At 39.5% G+C, this 14098-nt stretch carries 13 protein-coding genes and 1 riboswitch; of the genes, 10 read left to right on the top strand and 3 right to left on the bottom strand.

The window, feature by feature from the left end; all coding sequences use genetic code 11:
- Positions 1-125: 125 nt before the first annotated feature.
- Both BG04_RS04370 and BG04_RS04365 read left to right on the top strand, forming a co-directional pair.
- Positions 126-1400, top strand: coding sequence for a S1C family serine protease (locus BG04_RS04370; RefSeq protein WP_013084577.1), 1275 nt, complete (start codon positions 126-128; stop codon positions 1398-1400).
- The gene (locus BG04_RS04365) at positions 1397-2299 is read left to right on the top strand and encodes a peptidyl-prolyl cis-trans isomerase (RefSeq protein ID WP_034649545.1); all 903 of its coding nucleotides are present in this window, start codon (positions 1397-1399) and stop codon (positions 2297-2299) included. The genes BG04_RS04370 and BG04_RS04365 overlap by 4 nt, the downstream gene beginning before the upstream one ends.
- 279 nt (positions 2300-2578) lie before the next feature.
- On the opposite strand, the gene BG04_RS04360 is transcribed toward BG04_RS04365, so the two are convergent.
- Positions 2579-3034: an Lrp/AsnC family transcriptional regulator gene (locus BG04_RS04360; RefSeq protein WP_013058593.1), complete on the bottom strand. Its 456-nt coding sequence runs from the start codon at positions 3032-3034 to the stop codon at positions 2579-2581.
- A gap of 120 nt (positions 3035-3154) precedes the next feature.
- Here BG04_RS04360 and BG04_RS04355 point away from each other — a divergent pair, with 120 nt between their 5' ends.
- From BG04_RS04355 to BG04_RS29340, 4 genes are all read left to right on the top strand, one after another.
- Positions 3155-3613: a carboxymuconolactone decarboxylase family protein gene (locus BG04_RS04355; protein ID WP_034649548.1), complete on the top strand. Its 459-nt coding sequence runs from the start codon at positions 3155-3157 to the stop codon at positions 3611-3613.
- Between the two features lie 115 nt (positions 3614-3728).
- A riboswitch (cyclic di-AMP (ydaO/yuaA leader) is annotated at positions 3729-3873 on the top strand.
- 124 nt (positions 3874-3997) lie between these two features.
- Positions 3998-4657, top strand: coding sequence for a potassium channel family protein (locus BG04_RS04350; RefSeq protein WP_013058591.1), 660 nt, complete (start codon positions 3998-4000; stop codon positions 4655-4657).
- 3 nt (positions 4658-4660) lie between these two features.
- Positions 4661-5980 (top strand): TrkH family potassium uptake protein, encoded by a 1320-nt coding sequence (locus tag BG04_RS04345; protein ID WP_034649551.1) that lies wholly within the window; start codon positions 4661-4663, stop codon positions 5978-5980.
- A gap of 326 nt (positions 5981-6306) precedes the next feature.
- Complete coding sequence (locus BG04_RS29340) at positions 6307-6387, top strand: YjcZ family sporulation protein (RefSeq protein ID WP_016765202.1); 81 nt, start codon at positions 6307-6309, stop codon at positions 6385-6387.
- A gap of 189 nt (positions 6388-6576) precedes the next feature.
- Here the strand turns inward: BG04_RS29340 and BG04_RS29335 are convergent, their stop codons facing one another.
- Positions 6577-6663 carry a YjcZ family sporulation protein gene (locus BG04_RS29335; protein ID WP_016765201.1) on the bottom strand — a complete coding sequence of 29 codons (87 nt, stop codon included), beginning with the start codon at positions 6661-6663 and terminating at the stop codon, positions 6577-6579.
- A 174-nt stretch (positions 6664-6837) separates the two neighbouring features.
- Between BG04_RS29335 and BG04_RS04340 the strand changes: the two genes are divergently transcribed.
- The 4 genes from BG04_RS04340 to BG04_RS04325 all read left to right on the top strand — a co-directional run bounded on the left by BG04_RS04340 (position 6838) and on the right by BG04_RS04325 (position 12826).
- Positions 6838-7335, top strand: a complete 498-nt coding sequence (locus tag BG04_RS04340) for a tetratricopeptide repeat protein (RefSeq protein WP_230184466.1) — start codon at positions 6838-6840, stop codon at positions 7333-7335.
- Positions 7336-7745: 410 nt separating this feature from the next.
- Positions 7746-9824 (top strand): gamma-glutamyltransferase, encoded by a 2079-nt coding sequence (gene ggt / locus BG04_RS04335; protein WP_034649555.1) that lies wholly within the window; start codon positions 7746-7748, stop codon positions 9822-9824.
- Positions 9825-10260: 436 nt separating this feature from the next.
- Positions 10261-11160, top strand: coding sequence for an arginase (rocF, locus tag BG04_RS04330; RefSeq protein WP_013084571.1), 900 nt, complete (start codon positions 10261-10263; stop codon positions 11158-11160).
- Positions 11161-11392: 232 nt separating this feature from the next.
- On the top strand, positions 11393-12826 hold the full coding sequence (locus BG04_RS04325; protein WP_016765197.1) for an amino acid permease: 1434 nt from the start codon (positions 11393-11395) through the stop codon (positions 12824-12826).
- Positions 12827-12876: 50 nt separating this feature from the next.
- Here BG04_RS04325 and BG04_RS04320 read toward each other — a convergent pair whose 3' ends face one another.
- Positions 12877-14052 (bottom strand): hypothetical protein, encoded by a 1176-nt coding sequence (locus tag BG04_RS04320; RefSeq protein WP_034649558.1) that lies wholly within the window; start codon positions 14050-14052, stop codon positions 12877-12879.
- Positions 14053-14098: the final 46 nt, after the last annotated feature.

Raw genomic sequence — 14098 nt, 5'->3', positions numbered from 1 at the left:
TACTACGTGTTTGCTGTTATAAAGAAATTTTTCACAATTTCACACATTGTTTTGATACTTATCCCAAACTTTTATTTTATAGTATAGATAACATAAAATTTGCTACGTTAAAAGGAGTGTTTTTCATGGATCCACGTGATTATGAAAGAGAGCAAGAACGAAAAGAAGAATATGAAAACCGCCAGCAGCGCTACGATCAGTATCAGCCTGCGTCATCATCACAGCCTCCAAGAAGACGCTTATTTCCAGTGATTGCATCTTCTATCGCCGGAGCAGTGCTAGGTGGAGGAATTGTGCTATACGGTGCTCCGCAGCTGGGGTTAATGGATTCAGCTGATACGCAAACAGCGAATCAAACAACGCAGACTCAAACCGCAACAACAACGAGCACAACGCCTCGAACAGTAAGCACAACCGTGAATCAGTCAGATCTTGTTTCAGTTGTAAATAAAGTATCAGCTGCTGTTGTAGGCGTGAACAATATTCAACAGCAAACAAATCCATTTTCTGGAGATACCCAAACGCAAGAAGCAGGAACGGGTTCCGGTGTTATTTTCAAAAAAGAAAATGGAAAAGCATACGTTGTGACCAATAACCACGTTATTGACGGCGCAAGCGAAGTAGAAGTGTCACTTTCCAACGGACAAAAAGAAAAAGCTAAGATTGTCGGAGCTGATGCGCTAACGGATTTAGCGGTGCTTGAGATGTCTGACAAAAATGTTGAACAAGTGGCGAAGTTCGGGAAATCATCGGATTTAGTAGCAGGTGAAACGGTGCTTGCAATCGGAAATCCTCTTGGTGAACAATTTTCTCGTACGGTCACACAAGGTATCGTGAGCGCAGCAAAACGCTCTGTCCCTATTTCAGAAAATTGGAACGTAGATGCAATTCAAACGGATGCGGCGATTAATCCAGGAAACAGCGGCGGTGCCTTAATCAATTCTTCCGGTGAAGTAGTCGGTATCAACAGTATGAAAATTTCAGAAGACAATGTAGAAGGCATCGGCTTTGCTCTTCCAAGTGATGAAGTGCAGCCGACGATTGAACAGCTGATGAAAAACGGAAAAATAACGCGTCCATATATGGGGGTAGGTCTTCAAGATGTAGGTCAGCTTTCAGCTGCAACAAAACAAAACCAGCTAGGCCTAACCAGCGATACGTCTGAAGGAGTTGTCGTAACGACGGTTGAACCATTCTCTTCTGCTTCTGATGCAGGTTTACAATCAAAAGACGTGATTGTTGCCATCGATGGAAATGAAGTCAAAACATCCAGTGATTTACGTCAATATCTATACACAAAACGTAAAGTAGGAGACACGGTAAAATTAGACGTGTATCGAAATGGAAAAAAACAAACTATTTCTCTGAAGCTTTCAGAGCAGCAGGATAACAATGGATGAGTTCAACACCGTTAAAGCTGCTACTAGCAGTATTAACAGCCTTCGGATTTTTAACCGGCTGCGGAGGGAAGCATTCAAACACGATGTTTCCTTCTGTAGAAATTAGTCAGCTATCTTCTACCAAAGAACTGGCAGCGTATGAGCGAGGCAAGGTGACAGGAGCTGAATTCAACCGTTTTTTAGCCGTTGAAGGGTTCTTAAATCCAGATGCTCCGCTAAATGATACAAGCTACCGCAAAGAGTTATTGCGGCAGCTTGTTATGCAAAAAATCTTAATTTCACATCTAAAGACAAGCGATAAAGTACAAAAACAAGTCGAGGATATGTGGAAGCAAATTAAACGCTCATATAACGAGGATACAAGAAAACAAGGTTATGAAGTGTTAAATATTCGTTCTAGTGATGTAACCAACCAGCTAACGAATCAGTTTAAATTAGAAGAATATTTCCGCAAACAAATTACGTCTGATGAACTAACTGCTTACTATAAACGTATTGAAAACGATCTAACGCGCGTATCTTTTACGCAGCTGGCTTTTTCTACTTTACATGATGCCGCTGCCGCTGCGGCTGAACTGCAAAAAGGAACATCTCTTCAGGACGTTCAAAAAAAATATGCTGATGTCCAGACAGACAGCAAAATAGAGAATGCCGATAATCTAAAGCTTTCAAGTCTATCTCCCTCTTTTATAGATGTTTTAAAAAAACAGCACATCGGAGAGAGTAGTAAGCCCATTAAAATGGGTAAGGTCTATTATATTCTTATTTTAAAACAAAAAGATAAAAAAACGGAATCAGAAGTCAAAGAAGAAATGATGAAAGAACTTGTTTTGAATCATATCAACCGGTATATCCAGGATGAACTGCCAAGGTTTCACGTGACTTTCAGCCTTAGGTAGTTCCCTTTTATATAGATTGATTGTTTCTCCAAAACAAGCAGGTAAAAGAGCTCTCTAGTACTAGAGAGCTCTTTTACATTTTTAAGTAGACAGAAATGTCGTCACCTGATAAAATGAAGTTGTAAAACTTTCATTATTCGGAAAATTTATACCCTCCAGCTTTGGAGGGTTATTTTTTATGCTGTTGGACGAATAAAAGAGGCTGGGACAAAAGTAGTTTAGTGGAAAGAAAATCCGAACGATCAATCCAATCGTTCGGATTTTTTCGTTACGTTTCAATCACTTTTCATCTTTTAAATGACTCAATAATGCAGGAGCCATCTCCACGTGAGAAAGGGCGATGTGTGAAATCGTTTTGGCATAAGGTGTAATTTCGTTAATAAATTGTTCGAGTACGTGCAGGTGAGGAAGCTGAAGCTTTGTAATAAAGCAGGCTTGCCCGGCGATGCGTTCACAGAATAAAGCGTAGGGATACTGAGAAATAAATCGTTTAAAACGCTCGTGCTCTCCGTTTTTCATCGTTACTTCAATAAAACACGACACGGGCAAATGCAGCTTTTCATAATCAATATCAATCGTATACCCTTTTATAACACCAAAGCTCTCTAGCTGTCGTACTCGCTCTGCCACCGAAGGAGGAGACAAGTTAATTTGTTTTCCTAGCTCTCGTAAGGAAAGGCGGCTGTTTTGCTGCAGCGCCTGCAAAATCGATAAATCAATTTCATCAATTTTCAATTGAAAACCTTCTTTCTCATTAACGTTTCATTTGATTAGTAATAGTAGCTAAGATGTTTTATCTGTAATCTGAAATTTCCATTTTTCTTACTATAATAATTAAAAAGGAGTGAGTGAAAAATGGCAAGAGTTTTGTTAGCAAACGAAGAGGGAACAAATTTTGAAAAAGCATTGAATTTAATTCCGCATGTAAAAAGATTGTATGATGAGCTTTACGACACGCTTTGGAACAGCGATATAATAGAAAAAGAGACTAAGGAAAAAATAAGGCTTTATCTAGCAGGTGTTAACGGCTGTGAGACGTGTATGAGCATGTCATATGTAGGCGATGAGACGCTTAATCAAAAAGTGTTAAGAGAAAAAGAGCTGGAAGAAAAAGATCGACTGCTGTTTCGATTTATTGATGTATACCGGGTGCGTCCAAGGGAGTTGACGGATGCTGATATGAATCAATTAAAGAAATTTTACAGTGATACGCAGCTGTTAGAGCTTTTAGCTGTTATTAATTTATTTGATCAATTTCACAAAATGATTGTCAGTTTAGATTTATATGATTTTTGCAGCTTGCAGGGCAAGTGAGGTCTTCGCTAAAAATATCTTGACAGACAAAATCCACAGGAGTAAGATAGCTTTCGTAAAGTGAAACGTATCATGAATCGAATCGATTATTCTAAAAAATAGATCATAGATATTTGAATAAAAATCGCTTAATCCATTACGGAGCGGAGGACCCATTATGTACGCACATATTGTGCTCCGGGGTGAATCCTTAAAAAGGTAGGGTTACTCTTAAAACCCGAACCCGACAGCTAACTTCGCAAGCGTTTTGAGGGGGAAGAGTGTGGAAAAACACAGGAGCCTTCCTGTGTTTTTTTGCGCTTTTTTTAAGAAAAAGATGTAATTTTTTAGAAAAAGTATAAGCTAAGAGAACACACAGCAGTTGAAGAAAGGAATAAATACATTATGAAAAAACAGTTTGCTGTATTGGGATTAGGTCGTTTTGGAGGCAGTTTGGTTGAAGAGTTTGCTAATCTGGATGTGGATGTGCTCGCTATTGACCGCAATCAGGAGGTAGTAAATAAATTTAGCAACTCAGCTACATATGTTGTGCAAGCAAACGCGATTGATGAAGCTAGCTTAAAGGGGCTAGGTATTCGCAATGTTGATCATGCTCTTATTTCGTTTGGAGATGATATCGAAGCAAGCGTGCTGGCAACGATGCTTTTAAAAGATATGGGCGTTAAGCAAGTATGGGTAAAAGCAGTGAATATGTATCATCAAAAAGTGCTCGAAAAAATAGGAGCGGATAAAGTCATTCACCCTGAGCGCGATATTGCTAAGCGTATTGCTCATCACGTGGTGTCAGAAAAAATCATTGATTATATTGAATTGTCAAAGGATTATAGTATCGTCGAAATTGTCGCCTCTAAGAAACTTCATAATAAAACGCTGTTTGATTTAAACATTCGTGCCAAGTATGGCTGCAATATTATCGGCTTTCAGCGAAAAGACGGGGAAATGGTGATCTCGCCTACCGCGCATGAAATAATTGAACAAGGAGATATGCTGATTGTCATCGGACATAACCGCGATTTGAACCGTTTTGAAGAAGAAGGAGTTTAACTTATGAAAAAACAAATCATTAAACTCACTCCTCCGCAGCTGCTTGTCTCCATTTTTGGCGGAGGAATTATTATGGGTGCTCTTCTATTGATGATGCCTGTTTCTACTACTGAGCCAATCCGGTGGGTAGATGCCCTTTTTACGTCTACTTCCGCTATGACAGTAACCGGCTTAGCCGTCGTAGATACAGGTACCCGTTTTACCGTCATCGGTCAAATCATTATTATGCTGTTAATTCAAATAGGCGGTCTTGGCATTATGTCATTTGCCGTGTTGATTTTTATGATGCTAGGTAAAAAAATTGGATTTAAAGAGCGTATGCTCGTTCAGCAGGCACTAAATCAAACGAGCGTCGGCGGAGTTGTCCTGCTAGTTAAAAGGCTGTTTATCTTTTCATTTTTAATTGAGTTTGTTGCACTTATCTTTCTAGCGATACGCTGGGTTCCGGAGTTCGGATGGTCTAAGGGGCTGTTCTTTAGCTTGTTTCATTCAATTTCGGCTTTTAATAACGCAGGGTTTGGACTACTTTCTGATAACTTAGTGCAGTATGTTGGAGATCCTATTATTAACATAACGATTTCTTTTTTGTTCATCATTGGTGGGTTAGGGTTTACCGTTCTTGCTGATATGTGGGTGAAAAAATCGTATAGAAAACTAACGTTGCATTCAAAAATTATGATTATCAGCACGTTTGCGATTAATGTGACTGCCATGCTTTTTATTTTTTTCTTAGAGTACAGCAATTCGCATACGCTCGGAAATTTATCGTTAGGAGACAAAGTATGGGCTTCTTATTTTCAAGCGGTAACGACAAGAACCGCGGGATTTAATACAATTGATTTAGCTCACCTGCATGACGCAACGGTCTTTTTAATGGTCTTATTAATGTTTATTGGTGCAGGAAGTGCGTCAACAGGAGGCGGTATTAAACTAACAACGTTTGTGGTGATTGTTTTTTCTGTATGGGCATTTTTACGAAGCCGGGAAGATATTGTGCTATTAAAGAGACGACTTCTTCCTCTTCACGTGTTTAAGGCACTAGCCATCACGATGATTTCAATTATGTTTGTATTTGGGGCCATTTTCCTGTTAAATATTTCGGAAAACCTGCCGTTTGTAAAAATTATGTTTGAAGTTGTTTCTGCGTTTGGAACAGTAGGTTTATCGATGGGAGCAACTCCTGAACTTTCGTACTTTGGACGCGTGATTATTATCTTTATCATGTTTTTAGGAAAAGTGGGGCCATTAACGCTTGCGTTTTCATTATCTAAGCAAAAGCGTGAAGCCGTTCGTTATCCAAATGAAGATATAATGCTAGGGTAGAAAAACCGCCTTCGATGAGGCGTTTTTTTTATATTATTTATACGTTCAAGACATATAAGAGGTTACGCACAAAACTGTTGCGATGAATAAAAAGAAGGCAAAGACAAGAACAATGGGCAATTTAGAATGTCGGCGCATTAAAGGCCCCCCTTTTTTATAGTAAAAAAATCTCTTACTATATATAACGAAAGAAACAAAAATATGATTCACTTTTTTGGCGAAATTTGAAGGTTTTTCTCGTTAAAAAAATCCGCACCCCTGTCCTAAACATTTTGCCAAGCTGTTGCATACACTAAAAGCAGATAACAGGAAGTGAGGGATGGTACGTGGGAAAACAAAATTTTGCGTTAATCGTTGTGTTATTTGTTTTACTTGTTATTGTAGGTGCGTCTGGCTTTCGCTTTTAAACGTTAACTTTATTTGCGCATAGCCCCCGTCAAAAAGGGCATACTAGGCGGAAGTGAAAACCAAAAATTTCTTCAATATTGCCGAACAATGAGTTCCTCTACTCATTCATCTAATCGGTATGTAGCCATGCGAAAGCATGGTTTTTTTTGAAATAGGAGAGGATGAATGATGTTCATCCCCTCTAAAAATTAGTAGTAGCAAGAACATCCTACGATTACTAATAGAATAAATAAAACAACGATAAATGAAAAACCAAAACCGCCTTTTGCGCCCATATGTGTAACCTCCTTTAATAAAATTCTCTATATCCTATGTACTAATTGGGTTAAGTGATTGAGAAATTTGCCTGTTTTTTAACGGTAACGATCTTTTGAGAAAAATGAAGAACACTTATTTTTTTCATTTGTGCAGAAATCCTTTATGATAAAGAGGAAAAGGAGGGCAAAGTGGTGGGAATACATGTAGAATACGTCATGAATCAGCTAGAAGAGGGTAAGTGGAAAGAGATCAAGCGCGAAATTCAACAAGAAATGAAGAAAAAACCTCAAGCATCTGATTTGTACTGTTACTTAGCGGTTTGTTTAGCAAAGCAAATCGAAGAATCAATTATTTTTGAAAAAATGGTATTAAATTTAGAAATGGACAGAGCTCTTCATCAGGCATTAACATTAAATCCATCTTCAAGCTTGGCGCACTTCGTTCGAGGAATAAAATACCGGGAAACTCCGCTTATGTTTGGAGGGAATTACGAAAAATCGCTGTCTTACTTGCAGCGGGCACAAGATCTTGGTTTTGAAGGGGTTATGCTGCCGCTCGAACTCGCAAAAACCTATATTCAATTAAAAGAAATGGAAAAAGCGAAAGAACAAATCGCCTATGCCCGAGAAATCAATCCTACTCACGCGGATATTAAAAAAGTCGAAAACATGCTGCAAACAGGACGGTGAATCAAAAGTCCTGTTTTATTTTTGGTTTTTAGGAAACATATGCTGATTTTCATAAAGAATTGCTTTTTATATAACAATAGGAATATTTATAGAAATTTTAAGAAGTGCATGTAAGTCCAACGACTTCTTAACTGCTAGATTTTCTACATTATTAGAGCGTTCAGTCTACATAATTCCAAAAATAGTAAGAAACTATCAGCCTATGGATAAATTGTTAGAAAATATAGATAATTGTAAATGGATAGAGAGAAAAGTTAAACATGCGACTAACTAAAAAAAGCAAAGGTCTGATTTACTTTGCTTTTTATTTATACACATATGTAAGAAATATCATAATAAACAAATTTATTCCTTGTGGAATCCATCGTTTCAGACGATGTGAAATAATGTATTTGAAGGAGGAGACCCAGGTGAAGGTTATGAAGATGTTGGTTATTGCATTATTTAGTTTAAGTTTAGTTGTCACACCAGCTGCTGCTGAAGTTCCGGGTGTCGACCATTCAATGAAACGAGGTGCTACACAAGGAATTGTAGCGGCATCTCACCCGCTGGCTGCTGAAGCGGGAAGGAAAGTTTTAGCTGAAGGCGGAAACGCTGTAGACGCGGCAGCTGCCATTCAATTATCTCTCAACGTTGTGGAACCGATGATGTCAGGTATCGGCGGCGGCGGCTTTATGATGATTTATGAAAAAAAGAAAGATAAAATTACGATGCTAGACAGCCGTGAAATGGCACCAGCTGATGTCACGCCTAAGCTGTTTTTAGATTCAAAAGGAAAAGTCATCCCTTTCAGTAAGCGTCACATAACAGGAAAAGCAGTTGGAGTTCCTGGTACGCTAAAAGGGGTAGAAACAGCCCTTAAAGATTACGGAACAATGGACTTATCAGATGTTATTAAACCAGCTATTACTCAAGCAGAACAAGGAATCAAAGTAAATTGGTCGATGGCTCAGTACATTGATGAAAATGCGGACAAGCTTGAAAGATACCAAACGGCCGGTAATGTATTTGTGCCGAATGGCAAGCCGTTAAAAGAAGGAGATAAGCTTGTTCAGCCGGATCTTGCTAAAACATTAAAGCTTATTCAAAAAGAAGGGTCAGACGCTCTTTATAAAGGAGAAATTGGAAAAGCGCTTGTTAAAGAAGTTCAAAAACGCGATGGAAGCATGACCATGGATGATTTGAAAAATTACGTTGTAAAAGAACGTGAGCCGGTTAAAACAACTTACCGAGGCTACGATGTGGTTAGTGCGGCTCCTCCTAGCTCCGGCGGATTAACCGTTCAGCAGATTTTAAAGCTAATGGAAGGTTATGATGTAGAAAAAATGGGTTCCAATACGCCTCAGTATTTGCAGCATTTAACGGAAGCGATGCACTTAGCTTTCGCGGACCGCGCGGCGTATATGGCAGATGAAGACTTTTACGAAGTGCCGAAAAAAGGACTGTTAGATGAAGATTATATTAAAGAACGTCGTAAATTAATTAATCCAAACAAAGCAACGCCTAATGTCAAAGAAGGAGACCCTTGGAAATATGAAGGGAAAGAAAATCCAAATAAAGCAACAGTAAAGGAAGAAAATCCAATCGGCCAAACGACTCATTTCTCTGTTGTAGACAAATGGGGAAACATGGTTTCTTACACGACTACCATTGAACAAGTTTTTGGTTCAGGAATTATGGTTCCTGACTACGGATTTATGCTCAACAATGAAATGACGGATTTTGATGCCACTCCGGGAGGCGTGAACCAGGTTGAGCCTAAAAAACGTCCTCGAAGCAGCATGTCTCCAACGATGCTGTTAAAAGACGGAAAGCCGTTCATGGCAATTGGTTCACCGGGAGGGCCAACCATTATAGCGTCTGTAGCAGAAACGATTATGAATGTTATTGACCATAAGATGCCGATTCAAAAAGCGATTTTAACACCTCGTATTTATTCAGGCGGCTATCCAACCGTAAGATGGGAACCTGGCTTTAGCCAAGATACAATTCTTGAAATGATGGCTAAAGGACATGCGTTTGAGGAAAAGCCTGAGCATATTGGAAACGTTCAAGCGGTTATCTATGACTATGAAACGGGGAAAATGTACGGAGGCGCTGATAATACGCGCCAGGGCACGGTATTAGGAGTAGACGCAATTAAATATGTATCCAAACAGCCAAAACCAATTAAAGAAGAGAAAAAAGGAGAGTTTACAGTTGAAGTCAACCGTGCCGTTTATCCATTTACTGATAAGCAAGTGAAGCTGATTGATGGAAAGCCTTACGTTCAATCCGATCGCCTGCTGTTAGGCTTAGGCGTCGTTGATTCGAGTGACTTAAAGCTGTATAAACCAAATCATCACTCTTATTTATCAGTTATCAAAGTAGCCAAATCACTTGGCTACAAAGTGAAATGGGATGACGAAAAGAAAGTGGTCTCATTAGAAAAAGATCCTGGTGAAGACGATACAGGCGATGATGAAGACGGAGATGTTATTACAAATTAAAAAAGAGACTGGGACAAAAGTATTTTAGGTGAAGAAAAATCCGAACGATGAATTGAGATTCTTGATGAAGAATCCAACTCGTTCGGATTTTTTTATTGGTATGACAAACTTAGGTTTTCTGTGTGTAGTTACTTCTAGCTGTTGAATGGAATTTGTTATGTCGCAATCTCTTTTCTATGAAAGCAAATAAAATTGGCGGTTTTAAACGAAACGACAAAAAAATTTGCGTGGTTTGCCAAAAAGTTGTAGAAATCGACAGTTTTTTTGGCATGTGTAAGAAAACCTGTGATAAAAAGACTGATAGAATGCTACAAACAAAGTTGGCATCATTTTTGCATAAGAAATAGATGAGGGGCTGTATCAATGAAAAAATACATAGTTAAATAAACACCTATGTTTACTTCACACAGAATAAAATGCAACGGAGGTATAGAAAATGAAAAAAGACATTTCAATTATCGGTGTACCCATGGATTACGGACAAACAAGAAGGGGTGTAGACATGGGGCCGAGCGCGATCCGCTATGCAGGCATGAATACACGCTTAGAAGCTCTTGGCTATACCGTACACGATGAAGGCGATATTAAAGTAGAAATTAAAGAGCGGGCAGACGTAGATAAAAATACGAATTTGAAAAACTTAGCGGCTGTAGCCAGCGGAAATGAACAGCTTGCTGCACGAGTTGAAGAAGTGAGAGAGCAAGACCGCTTTCCGTTAATATTAGGCGGAGACCACAGCATTGCGATTGGAACACTTGCGGGAGTCGCAAAAGGTTCAGAAAATTTAGGCGTTATTTGGTATGATGCTCATGGTGATTTAAACACAGCTGAAACATCTCCATCAGGCAACATTCACGGCATGCCATTAGCGGTGAGCCTTGGTATTGGACATCCTGTACTTTTAAATATTGGAGGGTATACCCCAAAAATTAAACCTGAAAATCTCGTTATTATCGGTGCACGCTCATTGGATGATGGTGAAAAAGAGTTAATTAAAGAAAAAGGAATTAAAGTGTATACCATGCATGAAATTGATCGTTTAGGTATGACGCAAGTGATGAAAGAAACGATTGATTATTTAAGCGGCACAGACGGCGTGCACCTGTCGCTGGACTTAGACGGCTTAGATCCGGATGATGCACCAGGCGTAGGTACACCTGTAAAAGGCGGCATCAGCTACCGAGAAAGTCATTTAGCAATGGAAATGCTAGCGGAAGCAGACATAGTTACATCTGCTGAATTTGTAGAGGTGAACCCCATTTTAGATCAGCATAACAAAACTGCAGAAGTAGCGGTTGCGTTAATGAGTTCATTGTTTGGTGATAAGCTTTTATAAGAAAGAGCTACTTACAGGTATCGTGTAGAAGAAAATCTGTTATGATCCAATAAACGGTCATGCAGGGCTAATCGGCTGCCATCCTCGCTACGGGGCTGGCGCCATTTGAAAAACATCCGGCATTCATGGACTTCAGCCATGAAGAGCTACCTAGTAAGCGGCTATAAAAACAAAATAAACCTAAAAAAATGAAAGCGATTTCATTTTTTATGCAGCAAAGGGAGGAAATGGGATGAATATTCCACAGGGACAGCCAGGAGAATTAAAAAGAACGATGAAAACAAGGCATCTTTTTATGATATCACTAGGAGGATGTATTGGTACCGGTTTTTTCCTTGGTTCAGGTTATACCATCAATGAAGCAGGTCCGATGGGAGCAATGATTTCCTACTTAGTAGGAGGGATCATTATGTATCTAACGATGCTGTGTCTTGGAGAATTATCCGTTGCTATGCCAGTTGCAGGATCGTTTCAAACATACTCCACTAAATTTATCGGCCCTGCAACCGGTTTTGCGATTGGATGGCTGTACTGGCTAGGATGGGCAGTAACGGTGGCACTTGAGTTCTTAGCTGCCGGACAATTAATGCAAAGGTGGTTCCCAGACTCGCCCGTTTGGTTATGGTGCGCCATTTTTGGAGCGTTAATTTTTTCACTAAATGCACTTTCAGCTAAAGCATTTGGTGAAACAGAATTTTGGTTTTCAAGCGTTAAAATTTTCGCCATCATTATGTTTATTGTTGTAGGCGGAGCGGCAATGTTTGGACTCATTGATATGAAAAGCGGACAGGAAGCACCGCTTCTATCAAACTTCTTTGCCGAAGGGCTGTTTCCAAATGGTGTAACGGCTTTGCTAATTACAATGATTACGGTGAACTTTTCGTTTCAAGGAACAGAATTGATTGGAATTGCGGCAGGAGAAAGTGAAAATCCGGAAAAAACAATTCCAAAAGCGATCAAGCAAACGGTTTGGCGTACGCTTTTCTTTTTCGTTTTATCCGTGTTTGTACTAGCAAGCATGATTCCTCGTGAAAAAGCAGGCGTCGTAGAAAGCCCGTTTGTTGTTGTGTTAGACAGTGTAGGTGTACCTTACGCGGCGGATATTATGAACTTTATCATTTTAACAGCTCTTCTTTCAGTCGCAAACTCTGGATTTTACGCGGCTACACGTATGCTTTATTCTCTTTCAAGAGAAGGAATGGCAAGTCCTGCGCTTGGAAAAGTCAACAAAAGAGGAGTTCCGTTTAATGCACTATTAATTACGCTTGTGATTTCATGTTTTTCGTTGCTTTCAAGCGTAGTGGCAGCTAAAACCGTTTTTGTATGGCTGATTTCACTTGCTGGACTCGGCGCTCAAATTGGCTGGATTGCGATTACCGCTTCACTGCTTGCATTTCGTCGTGCTTACGTGGCTAAAGGTGGAAAAGTAGAAGATCTGAAATTTAGAACACCTCTTTATCCGGTTCTTCCTATCGTAGCGCTTATTACGAACTGTATTGTTATGATCAGTCTTGCGTTTGATCCCGAGCAGCGAATGGCGTTATACTGCGGAGGTATTTTCTTTATAGGCTGCTATGTTTATTATTATTTGAAAATTCGAAAACAAAATCAGTCAAAACACGAGCAAGAAGTTCAGCTTGCGGAAAATAAACGAATGATTATTTAACATAAAAACCCGGAAAATCGTGATTTTCCGGGTTTTTTATGTACTTGTCTTTAGCTATCTAGTGTTGTCTCTTCATTTTTACGTCGGCGGAGCCTCCATAGTGTGATAGGGGCAACCAGTGTAAGAACAATACCGCTGCCGAGCAGGATATGACTCACTGTTTTATCCTGCTTTTTTTGACCTTGTTCAAAATATTTCTTGTACATTGCCACCGCAGCTTTATTTTGCTTGTATTTTTTCGGAACGCTCATTTCTTTTCCAAGTTTCCAGCCGTCTTTATAAGCTTTTTGCTGTAAAGATTTCACATCTTTATTCGAATAAAAACCTGCTTTGTACCATTTTTCTAGCTCGGGCTTGTCCTGAAGACTTTTAGGCGCTCTATAGGTCTGATAAGTGAAAGCTGAGTCGTATCCGTCCGCTTTTACGTCTTTTTGCTTTTGTTTCTGTCCTTTTTCATATCCTTGCTCAAAGGCTGTTTGCAATTCGCCTTCTGCTTCTGCAGGTACTTCGAGTGGAAGGTCGTGATAGCCTTGTACGTAGCCCTGCTTTTCAAACCGCTTTTTTTGTTGCTTCAGCACTTCGGCTTGAGCGGCTTCAAAGCCTTCTGTAAAAGCCTGACGTGTGACATCCTCATCATCATACATGCTCGGAACACTCATTGAATCATTTTCAAGACCTTGGTCATAGCCTTCTTTTTTTGCTTTAACAGATAAGTCCATTAAAGAAATAGCTTTTTTGTAGCCTTGAACATACCCTTTATTCCAGTCGGATGACTTAGAAGGGAAAGGGTCGATTTCTGACTGAATAGTAGCATGTTTGTAATCAAGGACGCCTTGCTGATAGCCTTCCTCTTCGCCGGCAGCCATTTCATTTTCTTGTTCAGTCTTGAGTTCTTCCTCTTTTTGCTGCTGTCCTTTTTTATATCCTACCGTATATCCCATCATAAACCACGTGAATTCTTCAGAAGATTTGTCCAGTCCTGTTGTTTGATCAAACTGTTCAAATTTTTTCTCTGCGTATCCATCTTCTTCTCCAAGCGAATAGCCTTCTTGATAGAGAGAGTCAAAAATAGCTTTTACATCTTCAGTTGTATCCACGTCTGTTGACTGGTCCAAAACGTCGGAAGAGGAATCCGGGGAATCAGGAGTAGCATAAGAAGGGATGGGATCACTTGCAAGAATAAGTAAGCAAGCTGTACTAATAACGGCTAATTTTTTTTTCATCATTTCTTCACCTTTTAGTTCAAAGTCAATGTTTATTTTGTAGTTTAAG

The organism is Priestia megaterium NBRC 15308 = ATCC 14581 (genome assembly GCF_000832985.1).
GTDB classification, from domain to species: Bacteria; Bacillota; Bacilli; order Bacillales; family Bacillaceae_H; genus Priestia; species Priestia megaterium.
The sequence above is the reverse complement of the archived record's forward strand: the minus strand, read 5'-3'. Positions and strand labels throughout refer to the sequence as shown.

Coding starts and splice junctions, on each gene's coding strand:
- BG04_RS04350 (WP_013058591.1), top strand. CDS start 3,998: ATGAAAAAACAGTTTGCTGTATTGGGATTAGGTCGTTTTGGAGGCAGT.
- BG04_RS29335 (WP_016765201.1), bottom strand. CDS start 6,663: ATGGGCGCAAAAGGCGGTTTTGGTTTTTCATTTATCGTTGTTTTATTT.
- BG04_RS04325 (WP_016765197.1), top strand. CDS start 11,393: ATGAATATTCCACAGGGACAGCCAGGAGAATTAAAAAGAACGATGAAA.
- BG04_RS04365 (WP_034649545.1), top strand. CDS start 1,397: ATGAGTTCAACACCGTTAAAGCTGCTACTAGCAGTATTAACAGCCTTC.
- BG04_RS04320 (WP_034649558.1), bottom strand. CDS start 14,052: ATGATGAAAAAAAAATTAGCCGTTATTAGTACAGCTTGCTTACTTATT.
- BG04_RS04355 (WP_034649548.1), top strand. CDS start 3,155: ATGGCAAGAGTTTTGTTAGCAAACGAAGAGGGAACAAATTTTGAAAAA.
- BG04_RS04345 (WP_034649551.1), top strand. CDS start 4,661: ATGAAAAAACAAATCATTAAACTCACTCCTCCGCAGCTGCTTGTCTCC.
- rocF (WP_013084571.1), top strand. CDS start 10,261: ATGAAAAAAGACATTTCAATTATCGGTGTACCCATGGATTACGGACAA.
- BG04_RS04370 (WP_013084577.1), top strand. CDS start 126: ATGGATCCACGTGATTATGAAAGAGAGCAAGAACGAAAAGAAGAATAT.